Genomic DNA, 13,588 nt, shown 5'->3' with positions numbered 1-13,588 from the left:
TAAATTCGGAGATAAAACTATAGATTACGTCGATATATCTCTAAATTCGGAGATAAAACTTTAGTATCGTCGATAAATTGCATTTCCAGCCCAAACACCTTGAGTCCATATATCATAACTTATTACATTCAATCTTATAGAGGTGAATGACCATGTATATGTACCCAATGTACCATTATGAAGATCAAGCTTTTCTTGAACGGCAGTTTCCCGGTCTATCCGGCTTTCCGGGCATCCCTGGTATGCCTCAATTTCCAGGTCAACCAGGACCGCCGCCGGGTTCGCAAGCACCAACAGCTCCCCCGCCAACGTTTATCCCCCACCAGCAATCGGCTTCAACATTTGCCGTAGATCCAGGTGCCATTTCGTTTTGTCTGTTCAGGAATACTTTTATATGGCTAAATAATGGTGCGAGTTTCTGGTATTATCCCATTTTCGTCGGTCCGCGTTCTGTTGCCGGTTTCAGGTGGAATGGCAGGTTCTGGACGTTTTTTGGTATCGATACAAGACAAATCAATTCTTTTAGCTGTTTTTGAAAAAATGCTCAAAGGAGATGCTTCCTTTGAGCATTTTATGTTTCAGATTGTTTTGCTTTCTTCCAATACGAAAAGGTATGGTAGCCAGACAGAAGCAGTGCTATCCAAAGAAATACATCATTAAGAGAAATGCCTATCGCTGATCGTCCTCCTAAAGCGGTCAACACTCCCACTACGGAAAGGAGATACAAGGTGGAAAACACCTGCTCCTTGATTCTCGCACCATGATTGGCGTGACCATCTTTCTTAAATAGGGCACTGAGAAATAATCCTATCATAACCCCAAGAAGTACCTCGGGTGAAACGATATCAGAAAGAAAAAAGACTGGAAAAAAATCATAAATCAGCAAAAGGGTGATGATGATCATATAAATCATTTGGTCGCCCTCTCTTTTTTTTGTTAAATTATACCTTATTTTGTTACTTAAATCCTTTCATTTTTGAATGTGGCGAAATAAACGGCCAACAATGTTCAATATTTAATAGAAATGGTAAAATCATTATGCTCCTATAAAATTTAGTGAATGAAAATGAAAATAGAGGATGCTGTTGAATATGAGGAAAGTATCGCTGGAAACCAAGATTCTCGGGTTAGTCTTATCGTTGAGCCTTTTTTTGATTATCTTATTGACGACTTCTTTTTCCTATATGGAAGGAAGGCAAATAGCGAAGGATAAAGGTCAATTGGCGTTGGAACTTTCAAAGACGGTTAGCTTCATGCCTACAGTTACAGAGGCCTTTGAAACGGATGATCCCGCTCGCATAATCCAGCCGATTGTCGAAAAGATCCGCAAGGAAACAGGGGCTGAGTTCATCGTTGTAGGGAATGCAGAGGGAATTCGCTATTCCCATCCGCTGGCTTCCGAAATTGGGAAGCGGATGGAAGGCGGGGATAATAGCAGGGCCATTCGGGAAGGCGAATATTATGTCTCCGAAGCGGCAGGATCACTCGGACTTTCCATTCGGGGGAAGTCACCGGTATTCAATGAGGCTGGAAAAATAATTGGAATCGTCTCCGTCGGTTTTTTAGTGGACGATGTCCGCGCCCAAATTTTCAAGGATTTGTCCAAAGAGATGATTGTATCTTTAGCGGCCATCATGATATCGATCATTGGCAGTTATATGCTGGCAAGGAGCATACGTAAAGATACATTGGGGCTGGAACCATTTGAAATCGCCAATTTATATAAAGAAAAAAATGCAGTGCTGCATTCGGTGAAAGAAGGGATTCTGGCCATTGACCAAAATGGGTCGATTACCTCGATGAATCAGCCGGCGAAAAAATTGCTGGATATTAAAGAGTCGGTTCGCCATTTGAACGTGGATAACGTGGATGGCCTATTTCCTTCGAAATATTTATTCGAAGTGCTGAAGTCCGGTGAACCGCAAGTGGATAAGGAGATTTCATGGAAAGACAAATCGGTTATCGTTAATTGTACGCCAATCTTCGATAGTGAAGGGGTAAGCGGTGTTGTCGCTTCGTTCCGTGATCGAACGGAAATTGAGGAAATGGTCAACACATTATCTGAAGTGAAGATGCATTCAGAGGATTTAAGGGCACAAACCCATGAATTTACCAATAAACTATACGTCCTTTCAGGATTGATACAATTAGGGGAATACGATGAAGCGATAGAAATGATTCAAAGCGAAACATCCGAATTGCATTCCCTGAACCGTGTCGTGTTCGAACAGATAAAGGATACAAAAGTACAAGCCCTGTTACTTGGTAAGATAGGGAAAGCATCAGAGAAGAAGATCATCTTTGAAATAGACGCACAAAGTTACCTAGAGAAACTGCCGGATCATATAAAATTGTCACAACTAACATTGATTCTAGGCAACATTATCGATAATGCACTTGAAGCGGTTTCAAGCATGGAAGAGCCGCGCGTGAAATTTTTCGCCACAGATATCGGAAATGATATGGTATTTGAAGTGAGTGATAACGGAAAAGGAATACCTGAGGATGCCATCGCCCATATTTTCGATCGGGGTTTCACTTCGAAAAACAGCGGAAGTCCGAGTGGTTATGGACTTTCGAATGCTGATCATGTCGTAAAAGAGCTGGGCGGCATCATCGAAGTTCAAAGCGAGGATGGAAACACCATATTCACCGTGTATCTTCCTAAAGAACAGAGAGGAGGGAAATGATGCTGAAGATAAGAGCAGTCATCGCAGAAGATGATTTTCGTGTAGCGGATATCCATGAAAAATTCTTAAAAAACTTTGATGAAATAGAAGTGGTCGGAAAAGCTGTCAATGCCAAAAAAGCGCTTCGTATCTTGGAACAAAAAAGGCCGGATCTGCTTTTGCTTGATGTTTATATGCCAGATCAGCTTGGTACAGACCTCCTTCCGGACATACGTAAAAAATTCCCGAATGTGGATATTATCATGATTACCGCGGCAACGGATAAAGAACAACTTGAAAAGGCGCTTCACTATGGTGTAGAGAATTATTTAATTAAACCAGTGGAAATGAAGCGCTTCAACCAAGTTATCGAAGAGTATCTGAAGAAAGTCCATCTGATGAAATCCAAACAAGAAATAGATCAGGATTTTGTTGATCTCATTTTGAAAAAGGGATCTTCCGTTTCGGAAACGAATGATGGGCCGTCCTTACCGAAAGGGGTCGACGAAATTACTTTGGCGAAAGTGATCGAGGTACTCGAAGCAAGCGATATCGGTTTGTCGGCTGAGCAAGTGAGCGGTCAGATCGGTGCTTCCAGGACAACCGCGAGACGCTATCTGGAATACTTGATATCCGTTAAGAAATGTAAAGCGGAAGTCGTATACGGGGTGGTGGGAAGACCTGAACGAAGATATTATAAAATTCAATAGAATTAAATGTGGAGCACCTTCAAGATTGGAGGTGTTTTTTTATGCATGCTGTACAACGGTTAAAATGGTTTGAAAGATTTAAAAAATAGCAATGTGAGTTAGTTTAGAAATCCTCTGCAATGCATAAAGATTTAGTCACTGTTTGCTGAATAATCGTATCTTTTCCTTAAAGAACCCGCCATTCAACCCGGGGAATGGAGTCTGGTTCACTCTGAAAAATCGCCTCCGTGAACACAATGAACACAATTAATTTAATAGTTTTAAAACACAATAAATTGAAAACGCTTACAGACAAAGTGATTTCATATACAATTTAGAAAATTAGAAAATTAGAAATTGAGGAGTGATCATATGCTCGCTTTATTAGGATACTTGATGATAGTAGTGTTTATGATTTTAATTATGACAGGGCGACTTACAGCCATGATAGCTTTGATTGCAGTACCAAGTGCCTTTGCACTTATTGGTGGGTTTGGCGGTAAAATGGGCGAAATGGCTTTGGAAGGAATCAAAGATGTGGCGCCAACGGGCATCATGATATTGTTTGCGATCCTTTTCTTTGGCATTTTGATCGATGCTGGCGTTTTTGACCCGATCATCAATACAATCCTTAAGGTTGTAAAAGGAGATCCAGTCAAAATTGCAATCGGCACGGCAGTACTGGCTTTGCTAATTTCCTTGGATGGAGATGGTACGACAACATATATGATAACGATTTCAGCCATGCTTCCGCTATATAAACGGATTGGAATGAGACCGCTAGTATTGGCCGGTATTGCTGTTTCGTCATCTGGAGTCATGAATCTACTTCCTTGGGGAGGCCCGACAGCACGGGTGATGACCGCTTTAAAACTTGAAATGTCCGATGTTTTCACACCTGTCATTCCTGCGATGATTGGCGGAGTCCTATTCGTCCTTTTCATGGCATATTGCCTGGGTAAAAAAGAAAGAAAGAGAATTGGGATCATTGAAGTCGATTATCGTGCAGTGGCACAGCATGCGGCTGCAACGGAAGATGCTTATCTTAAACGTCCTAAATTGATAATATTCAATTACGCATTGACTCTTACACTATTGGTTGCGCTGATCATGGAACTTATGCCTTCAGCAGTCCTGTTCATGATAGGTTTTGCGATTGCCATTACGGTTAATTATCCAAAACTCAAAGATCAAAAAGAACGTGTGGCAAATTATGCAGACAATGCTCTATCTGTCATTTCGATGATTTTTGCTGCAGGTGTCTTCACTGGAATCCTTGCAGGTACGGAAATGGTCGATGCCATGGCAAACTCTTTGATTCAACATATTCCAGATCAAATGGGTGCACATTTTGCTGTAATCACGGCCGTCATCTCTGCACCTTTCACGTTCTTCATGTCTAATGACGCATTTTATTATGGTGTGCTCCCATTACTTGCTAAAGCGGGAGCTGCTTATGGAATTGACCCTGCCTTGATCGGCAGAGCTTCACTATTAGGGTTGCCCGTCCATCTATTAAGCCCGCTTGTTCCATCCACCTATCTATTGGTTGGAATGGTAGGGGAAGATTTCGGTGCTTTGCAGCGCACCTTCCTGAAATGGGCATGCGGATCGACGCTTGTCATGATAGTGGTATCTGTTCTATTGGGAATCATCCCACTATAAAGCTCCATTTATAAAAGAGTCCCGTTCGTCAAGATGCGAACGGGACTCTTTTCTGTCTGCATCAAGCGCTGAATAAATCTGGTAAAGTGAGATACATTATGTTTGTCTTCTCTTTCGCGACAAAGTTAGCTTTTTCTTTTATTGAATGCGGAAGGTACGTACCTTAAGATTAAAGGCAACTATATTAATATGAAGGGAAGAGTGCAAAATGGCTCACTTTAATATAAAAGTTGCAGTTCAAAAGTTCGGTAACTTTCTAAGTTCAATGGTCATGCCGAATATATCAGCTTTCATAGCATGGGGGCTAATCACTGCCCTATTCATCCCATCTGGTTTCCTGCCAAATGAAAGCCTTGCCAAAATGGTTACACCAATGGTTACGTTTTTACTGCCGCTTTTAATTGGGTATACGGGTGGTAAACTAATCCATGACCACCGTGGCGGCGTAGTCGGTGCCATTGCGACAATGGGCGTCATCGTTGGATCTGACATCCCGATGTTCCTTGGAGCCATGATAATGGGGCCGTTCGGCGGATATGTCATCAAGAAATTCGATCAATTGATTGAAGGGAAAATAAAAGCCGGTTTTGAAATGCTTGTTAATAATTTCTCAGCGGGGATAATTGGCGGCTTATTGTCCATTCTATCCTTCTTGGCCATCGGGCCTGCTGTAGACGTATTTACAGGCTGGCTTGTAGCAGGAGTAGATTGGCTTGTCGGTACAGGTTTACTGCCGTTGACAAGTATCCTGATCGAGCCTGCCAAGGTATTGTTCTTGAACAATGCCATCAATCATGGTGTACTATCACCAATCGGTGTAGAGCAAGTTAAACAAACTGGGGCTTCCATCCTGTTCCTTCTGGAATCGAATCCTGGACCTGGTATCGGCGTATTGCTTGCCTATTGCTTTTTTGGAAAGGGAACGGCGAAGAAATCGGCGCCAGGAGCTGCCATCATTCATTTCTTCGGCGGGATCCATGAAATTTATTTCCCTTATATCCTAATGAAGCCGATGTTATTCTTAGCCGTCATTCTTGGAGGCATGAGTGGGGTTTTCACATTGGTCCTACTAGGCGGAGGATTGTTCGCTCCAGCTTCTCCAGGCAGCATACTTGCCATTACAGCAGTAACTCCGCATAATGCGGGGGCATATATTGCTAACTTTGCAGGCGTGATCGTAGCGGCCCTTGTTTCATTCATAGTCGGTGCATTCATCTTGAAAACAGGAAAGCAATCCGAAGAGAATATTGAAGATGCCGCGAAAAAAATGCAAGAAATGAAAGGCAAGAAAAGCTCTGTTGCCAATGTATTCGCTTCAGATCCGGGAACGATGCCAACAAACGTCAGCAAAATAATATTTGCCTGCGATGCTGGGATGGGATCAAGTGCAATGGGGGCTTCGCTGCTTCGCAAGAAGGTGAAGGAAGCCGGATTGAATATCGCTGTTACCAATACGGCGATCTCTAACATTCCTGCTGATGCCCAAATCGTCATAACACAGGAAGAGTTAACTCCGAGGGCACAGAATAAAGTGCCGAATGCTTATCATGTATCCGTCGATAATTTCCTATCGAGCCCTGAATACGATTCATTGCTTGCACGTCTTCAGGATGACGGTACCGATGAACTGCATGAAATCGTCGAAGATGCTGAAGAGAAGGTTCCCGGTGTTCGTGAACATTCAATCGAGCCTGGCATCAACGAGGATGAGCAGGATGATAATGAATTGCTTCGTGAAGAAAACGTCTTCCTTAATCAGCAATTCGCCAATAAGGAAGAAGCAATCCGCTTTGCGGGAAGAGCTTTGGTCAATGCAGGTTACGTAAAGGAAAGCTATATTGAAGCAATGATTGCCCGTGATGAATTGACTTCAACCTATATGGGGAATGATGTAGCCATTCCGCACGGAACCGAAGAAGCTAAGAAAGATGTCCTTAAATCTGGATTTACCGTTTTACAAATTCCTGATGGTGTCGACTTTGACGGCCAAAAGGCTCGATTAATATTCGGCATTGCCGGCAAGGACGGGACACATCTTGAAATTCTATCTGGCATTGCAGTTACCTGCTCTGAGATGGAGAATATCGAAAAGATGGTTAAAGCCACATCAGCCAGGGAATTGATGGATATTATAAAAGTTGAAAATAATTAAATACACTTAACCAAGAATAGAAAAGCGTTTTACGCTTTTCTATTCAGTATTTTCTCGTGTTACTCCACCTGAAATGAGTTGGTAGCATGTATATTACTTCAAGGGAAAAATCAATTATAGAATTGATCATAAGAACTTCAGGAAAACATACAGCCTTATCCATTGCGACACAATTGAATGTTAGTGTCCGGACGGTTCAACGTGATCTGAAGTCTATAGAAAAAATCCTGCAATCATTTGAGTTGCATTTAACACGTAATACACATGAAGGCCTGTCCATCGACGGGAAGAATGAACAAGTCTTTCGGCTTGTACAGCACCTGATGGGCAATCATCCGATCGATCAAACGCCACAAGAAAGAAAGTTGCATCTTCTTTTAGCTTTACTACAGGAAGAATCATATAAAACTCAAGTTCTTGCAGGTGATCTCGGTATAAGCATTACGACTCTTACAACCTATTTGGACGAACTGACTGAATGGTTAAAGAATTTCAATATTGTGATTACCAGAAAAAGGGGAGTCGGAATAGAGCTTGCAGGCACAGAAGAAAATAAACGGAAAGCCCAGGCAGCCTATTTTTTGCACTTCTTTAATGAAGAGCTGATTGAAAGTTTATTTTTGTTGCAAGAAGGAAAATTCTCAGAAACCAAAATCCTCGACTATTTTGATCCAGAATATCTTCTAGCAATTGATGGGGTGCTGAACTCAACTTTTAACAGTGTCCATTCTCGTTTGGCGGATAGCGGGTATATAGGGTTAATTGTACATATTTATGTAACCCTGCAAAGGAATGAAAGCCAATTTTTTTTGGAGAAGGACTTCAAGAAAATAAGCGAACTTTCCGATGAGAATAATCTCATGAATAAAATAGGTAAGGAACTCAGCACCATGCTGGAAGTCTCTTTTACTATCGATGATATAAGCTATCTCGCCGCCATCCTTAAAGGTTCCAAGCTTCATGCAGCGGATGCCGTTCCATATGACAGTGTGTTGCTTGGCCAGCTGATAAGAAACCTGATAAAAGATGTTTCGGCACAACTGCAAATCGATTTGACCAAGGATTTCCCATTGTATCAAGGGCTCCTTGCCCATATGGAACCATCGCTTTTCCGGATCAAACAGGAAATGGGATTGTACAACCCCTTAACCGAGGATATTAAACGAAAGTATCCGGTTCTCTTTTTGGCAGTAAAGACCAGTCTGGAAAAGGGATTCAAAGAAATAAAAGAATTTCCTGAAGATGAAATAGCCTTCATCGTCCTTCATTTCGGATCTGCATTAGTGCTGCGGGAGGAAGAAATATCAATAAGGGCACTCATCGTTTGCCCGACAGGTATCGGTACGTCGAAGATGCTGGCAAGCAGGATCAAAAAAGAAATCATCGAAATCGAGACTGTAGAAATCAAGACGATCAAAGACATCCAGCAGCAGGGCAGCCTGAAAAACTATGATGTGATCATTTCTACCGTCCGGCTTCCGTATATCGATAGTGATTATATCCTTGTATCCCCTCTTTTGAGTGAAGAGAATATATTGAACATCAGGAATTATTTAAGGAAGAATATCGAAAACTTCACGAAGAATAAGCGCTATGGCAGTCATTCAGCCCATAAGGATACCGTGACCAAAAAAGAGGATGGCGAATTGAAAGATGTGCTGCAGGAATTGAAAGATGCCCAGCAGAGCATCGAGTCGATCATGGATAATTTCCGGTTTTATCGGCTGCCGCATCTGAAAGGACATCCAGAAATCCTTGAAGAAATGGTCAGGATCGCTGAAACGGAAGAACTGCTAGTGGGTACGGATGATGTGGTCGGATCCTTGAAGGAACGGGAAAAAAAAGGTGGTTTAGGCATTCCTGGCACTGGAATGGGCCTTTTTCATACGAGACATAAAAATGTGAAAGAACTGATATTCCAGGTGGCCCACCTCGAGGAATATCGTCTGGTCAAAGGGATGGACGGAAATGACGTCCATATGAAAAATTTGCTGCTGATGCTGGCACCTGAAGAATTGAGTGTGAAGCAGCAGGAAATCGTCAGCTTAATAAGTTCAAGCTTAATCGAAAGCAATGAAGCCATCATGATTTTTTCATCTTCGGACGAAGAAATGATTAGCAGAAGGCTGGAAGCCATATTTTTGGACTATTTATATACTAACTTGATAAAGGGATGATTGTAATGAAACAAGCAGTACATTTCGGTGCAGGAAACATTGGAAGAGGATTTATCGGAGCACTCTTTTCACAATCTGGATATCATGTGACATTTGTAGACATAGCGGATCAAATCATCGATCAGTTAAATGATAAAAAGCAATATCAAGTCAAACTGGCCACTGATCAACAAGAATCCGTCACGGTAGAAAATGTTTCGGGATTAAACAGCTTAAAGCAGGAAGAGGAAATCATAAAAGCAATTTCCGAAGCAACCTACCTTACCACTGCTATCGGTCCTAATATTTTGCCACATATCGCTCCTTTAATTGCAAAAGGATTAGCTTCAAGAGTGAAGGAAACCGATGAAAAACTATATGTGATTGCTTGTGAAAACCAAATATCGGCAACAGACCTTTTAGAAGGCTATATTCTAGAAAACTTGGATCAAGATACAAAGGAAAGCCTAGCCGATAAAGTATACTTCTTTAACTCAGCTGTCGATCGTATCGTTCCTATACAAAATAACGAAGGATCACTCGATGTTTTGGTGGAACCTTATTATGAATGGGTCGTTGAAACGAATGAAAACATTCCTGCCGTTGAAGGGATGACCATTGTAAAAGAACTCGCTCCATTTATTGAGAGAAAACTGTTTACCGTTAATACAGGACATGCCGTCATTGCTTACCTCGGTTATCTCAAAAATAAGAAATCGACGATTGACCAGTCATTGGAGGACGCAGGTATTGTAGAGCAAGTCAAGAAAACCCTAGGGGAAACGGGCGCTTATTTAATAAAGCAATACGGTTTGGACCCAGATGAGCATCAGCAGTATATCGAAAAAATCATTAATCGATTTAAAAACTCCTACCTCAATGACTCGGTGAATAGAGTCGGGCGTTCACCGCTGCGTAAGCTCGGGCCAAATGACCGTCTCGTGCGCCCTGCCATAGAAGCTAAGAAAGCCGGACTTTCCTATACTAATCTGGCGAAAGCGATAGCGGCCGCATTACTCTTTGATTTTAACGAAGATGAAGAAGCCCTTAAACTGCAAACGATGATCAAAGAACACGGTGTAGCTACCGCACTTAAGGAAGTTAGCGGATTGGACGAAAATAGCGAAATAACAAAAGAAGTTATCAACCACTACAACCAGTTGAAATAATAAAACCGAAAATCTCCTGAAACTTTTTCAGGAGTTTTTTCTTAATCAAAGAAGGAACCTAACATCCGATATCGTAACATAACCTTGAAAGCTTAAAAAAACCTTGTAAATAGTAATCGTTACGTTTTATAATGGAAGACAGTCAAGACAGGAGTGACATTTAGATTTTTTTAAAGTATAAATCGTAATCGTTTTGATTTAATGTAGTGAAAGGGGTATTTATGTTGTAAATATAGGGAATTGCTTGAGTTTAGGTTTTACAAAAGGCCATTTAGTGCAGTAAATCGTTAGTTTGGTGCATTTACTTAAGGATTTGCAGCTATTGCACGAGATTTAGAGCTGTTGCTCACGAGTTTTGAGCAAATACTCGTGAATTTAGGGCAAATACTCGTGAATTTGGAGCAAATACTCGTGAGTTTGACACAATTACTCGTGAATGGATACTTAATCTCGAGAAGCATTTACATAGTTTGATTTCGAATGAGTATTCGGCAATACGTTACCTGGTTTGTCATGATAGTAATGCTGCATTATAAATCGTAATCAATACGATTATACAGCGGCCAATAAAAAATAGTTGAGGTAATGGGGGAAATATATCGTGTTCAGAAAATGTAAATTGATTTTTATTATATGTTTATCATTCTTTCTTTTGGCTGCTTGTTCCACAGAGTCTGCGAAAGATCAAGGGGGAGGGGAGAAGGAAGTGAACTTGCTTTTTAATTTTGCGACTAGCTCGCTTGATCCGAATGTTGATACTAGTTATGTGTCACTAAGGGCTGGGATCACCGAGACATTGGTGCATCTCAATGATGAGAATTTGACCATCGAACCTTGGCTGGCGAAAAGCTGGGATAGCAAGGATGGTCAGTTATGGAATTTCGAGTTAAGGGAGGGTGTGACTTTTCAGAATGGAAAGCCGATGGATGGCAATGCGGTGAAGGCATCCTTGGAGAGGGCGATGAAAGATAGTCCGGCGATCAAGAATGCTTTGCGCATCGAATCGATAGAAGCGGACGGAAATGCGCTTACCATTAAGACGGAGGTTCCTTTTCCTGAGTTTCCTTCTGAGTTGGTCCATCCAAATACATCGATTATTGACGTAAAGGAAAGTGACTATATAAACAAGCCGATAGGAACGGGGCCATTTGCGGTTTCGAAGTTCATACCAGGTACGGCAGTTGATTTAATCCGGTATGAGTCTTACTGGGATGGAGCCGCAAAGCTTAAGAGAGCCAGGTTTTCGTTTAATGAAGATGCCAATGCACGGTCTCTTGCCCTTGAATCGGGAGACGCCGATATAGTTTTCCGTCCGGAAGTGGAAAGCCTGGAAAATTTAGAGGCGAGAGATGGTGTGAAGGTTGAATCGACTTCCACTTTCCGCGTACATCAAATGACGATGAATTTGGAACGTAAAGCATTGCAGGATATAGACGTCCGAAAGGCGATAGATGCCTTGATCGACCGTTCATCCATTGTGGATACGATTTTACATGGTCATGCAGAAGTGGCAACAGGGCCTTTTCCATCCACATTCTCTTTTGCTCCGGACTATCCGAAAAAAGAGAATGGAATGGAAGCGGCCAAGGGGTTTCTTGATCAGGCGGGATATAAGAAAGTGAATGGTGTCATGCAAAAAGACGGCAAACCGTTAACGTTTACACTTCTTACATATAGTTCACGTGCCGACCTGCCGTTAATTGCCCAAGTTTTTCAATCGGATGCCGGCCAGTTGGGGATTGATGTGAAAATCAAGCAAATAGAAATCCCTGAAGAGTATATGGCTGCCAATCGGGATTGGGATTTAACGACCTACAGCAATTTAACGGCTCCTCGCGGGGATGCCGGTTATTATTTAAATGCTACTTATCATCCAAAGGGAGCCTTGAACTTCAGTGGGGCCGATGATGATAACCTGACGTCCCTGATTGATAAGCTGAACGTAACGGTCGGACAGGAGAAGCGCTCGGATTTAGCTGAGGAGATTGCGATGTATGTGGATGAACAGGTGTATAATTCATTCATTTTACATCCGAATACACTTGTTGCTTATGATGCCGATAAAGTTGAAAACTGGATCACTTCAAGAAGCGAATACTACATGCTGACGAATGAATTGGATGTGAAGTGAATGTTCCGCATCTTAGTCCGGCGATTCATTGAGGTCGTAATTTTTGTCCTTGTGATTACATTCATCTCTTTCCTTTTTGTTCGGCTTGCTCCAGGGGACCCGGTTCTCTCGATACTTCAAGTGGATGATGTGTCGATCACAAACGAGCAAGTCAATGAGCTTCGTGAAGAATTGGGGTTCAATGATCCGCTGTTAGTGCAGTATGGAGATTGGTTTACGGACTTTATCCAATTGGATTTCGGAAACTCCTATCTGACCAATCAGCCAGTGATGGAGATGATCATGAGCGGGCTGCCTGCAACAATTGAGCTCGCGGTTGGGGCATTGCTTGTGATGCTTGGTATAGCCATTCCATTAGGTTCGCTTGCTGCATTGTACAGGGGAAGCTGGATTGATCAGATAAGCCGTGCCGTGTCTTTGTTAGGCGCAGCCATTCCTAGCTTTTGGCTGGGGTTGCTCTTAATCGATTTATTTGCGGTGAGATGGGGGGCCCTTCCAACAATGGGCAAGGACGGATTTCGTTCTTTGATTCTGCCGTCAGTCACTTTGGGGCTCGCCATCACAAGTGTGTACGTCCGTTTGCTGCGTTCAAGTTTAATAGATTCCCTTAGTCATGATTTCATCAGGGCCGCCCGATCAAGGGGGATTTCAGAGATGCGGATATTCTTTGCCCATGCATTTCGTTATAGCTTGCCCCCGGTCATTACCGTATTCGGTGTCAGCCTTGGCAGCCTGATCGGCGGTGTAGTGGTGATCGAAGTGATTTTTGCCTATCCAGGCATAGGTAAGATGGTCGTGGACTCGATTCGGTCGCGGGATTATCCAGTCATCCAAGGGTATCTGTTGGTTATGGCCATCATTGTATTCATGGTTAATAGTGCCGTGGATTTATCTTATCGCTATTTAAATCCAGAGCTAAGACTGAAGGAAAGGAAGCATGGAAAATGGAGTTAGTTA

10 protein-coding genes are annotated in these 13,588 nt (G+C 42.3%); 9 read left to right on the top strand and 1 reads right to left on the bottom strand.

All coding sequences use genetic code 11. From position 1 onward, the window contains the following. The first annotated feature begins 152 nt into the window (after nucleotides 1-152). Entirely contained in the window at nucleotides 153-536 is a 384-nt protein-coding gene (locus tag NYE63_RS21950; RefSeq protein ID WP_342602693.1) for a collagen-like protein, read from the top strand. Nucleotides 537-571: 35 nt separating this feature from the next. Here NYE63_RS21950 and NYE63_RS21945 read toward each other — a convergent pair whose 3' ends face one another. Next, nucleotides 572-913: a hypothetical protein gene (locus NYE63_RS21945; RefSeq protein ID WP_342602692.1), complete on the bottom strand. Its 342-nt coding sequence runs from the start codon at nucleotides 911-913 to the stop codon at nucleotides 572-574. A 178-nt stretch (nucleotides 914-1,091) separates the two neighbouring features. Between NYE63_RS21945 and NYE63_RS21940 the strand changes: the two genes are divergently transcribed. From NYE63_RS21940 to nikB, 8 genes are all read left to right on the top strand, one after another. Continuing rightward, nucleotides 1,092-2,690 (top strand): sensor histidine kinase, encoded by a 1,599-nt coding sequence (locus NYE63_RS21940; protein ID WP_342602691.1) that lies wholly within the window; start codon nucleotides 1,092-1,094, stop codon nucleotides 2,688-2,690. After that, on the top strand, nucleotides 2,690-3,379 hold the full coding sequence (locus NYE63_RS21935; RefSeq protein ID WP_342602690.1) for a response regulator: 690 nt from the start codon (nucleotides 2,690-2,692) through the stop codon (nucleotides 3,377-3,379). The genes NYE63_RS21940 and NYE63_RS21935 overlap by 1 nt, the downstream gene beginning before the upstream one ends. Nucleotides 3,380-3,730: 351 nt before the next feature. Then, entirely contained in the window at nucleotides 3,731-5,023 is a 1,293-nt protein-coding gene (locus NYE63_RS21930; protein WP_342602689.1) for a citrate:proton symporter, read from the top strand. Between the two features lie 208 nt (nucleotides 5,024-5,231). Beyond that, the gene (locus tag NYE63_RS21925; protein WP_342602688.1) at nucleotides 5,232-7,175 is read left to right on the top strand and encodes a PTS mannitol transporter subunit IICBA; all 1,944 of its coding nucleotides are present in this window, start codon (nucleotides 5,232-5,234) and stop codon (nucleotides 7,173-7,175) included. 86 nt (nucleotides 7,176-7,261) lie between these two features. Then, nucleotides 7,262-9,352: a BglG family transcription antiterminator gene (locus NYE63_RS21920; RefSeq protein ID WP_342602687.1), complete on the top strand. Its 2,091-nt coding sequence runs from the start codon at nucleotides 7,262-7,264 to the stop codon at nucleotides 9,350-9,352. A 5-nt stretch (nucleotides 9,353-9,357) separates the two neighbouring features. After that, the gene (locus NYE63_RS21915) at nucleotides 9,358-10,500 is read left to right on the top strand and encodes a mannitol-1-phosphate 5-dehydrogenase (protein ID WP_342602686.1); all 1,143 of its coding nucleotides are present in this window, start codon (nucleotides 9,358-9,360) and stop codon (nucleotides 10,498-10,500) included. A 601-nt stretch (nucleotides 10,501-11,101) separates the two neighbouring features. Beyond that, nucleotides 11,102-12,631: a nickel ABC transporter substrate-binding protein gene (gene nikA / locus NYE63_RS21910; RefSeq protein WP_342602685.1), complete on the top strand. Its 1,530-nt coding sequence runs from the start codon at nucleotides 11,102-11,104 to the stop codon at nucleotides 12,629-12,631. Then, complete coding sequence (nikB, locus tag NYE63_RS21905) at nucleotides 12,632-13,585, top strand: nickel ABC transporter permease (RefSeq protein WP_342602684.1); 954 nt, start codon at nucleotides 12,632-12,634, stop codon at nucleotides 13,583-13,585. Nucleotides 13,586-13,588 lie beyond the last annotated feature (3 nt).

It is taken from the genome of Peribacillus sp. FSL E2-0159 (assembly GCF_038643155.1).
Classification (GTDB): domain Bacteria; phylum Bacillota; class Bacilli; order Bacillales; family DSM-1321; genus Peribacillus; species Peribacillus simplex.
Note: the sequence above shows the minus strand (reverse complement) of the source record. Positions and strands in the feature narration are given on the sequence as shown.

Bases quoted from the DNA above. Each gene is read 5' to 3' on its own strand.
- NYE63_RS21940 (WP_342602691.1), top strand. From the start codon at position 1,092: ATGAGGAAAGTATCGCTGGAAACCAAGATTCTCGGGTTAGTCTTATCG.
- NYE63_RS21915 (WP_342602686.1), top strand. From the start codon at position 9,358: ATGAAACAAGCAGTACATTTCGGTGCAGGAAACATTGGAAGAGGATTT.
- NYE63_RS21950 (WP_342602693.1), top strand. From the start codon at position 153: ATGTATATGTACCCAATGTACCATTATGAAGATCAAGCTTTTCTTGAA.
- NYE63_RS21925 (WP_342602688.1), top strand. From the start codon at position 5,232: ATGGCTCACTTTAATATAAAAGTTGCAGTTCAAAAGTTCGGTAACTTT.
- NYE63_RS21945 (WP_342602692.1), bottom strand. From the start codon at position 913: ATGATTTATATGATCATCATCACCCTTTTGCTGATTTATGATTTTTTT.
- NYE63_RS21930 (WP_342602689.1), top strand. From the start codon at position 3,731: ATGCTCGCTTTATTAGGATACTTGATGATAGTAGTGTTTATGATTTTA.
- nikB (WP_342602684.1), top strand. From the start codon at position 12,632: ATGTTCCGCATCTTAGTCCGGCGATTCATTGAGGTCGTAATTTTTGTC.
- NYE63_RS21920 (WP_342602687.1), top strand. From the start codon at position 7,262: ATGTATATTACTTCAAGGGAAAAATCAATTATAGAATTGATCATAAGA.
- NYE63_RS21935 (WP_342602690.1), top strand. From the start codon at position 2,690: ATGCTGAAGATAAGAGCAGTCATCGCAGAAGATGATTTTCGTGTAGCG.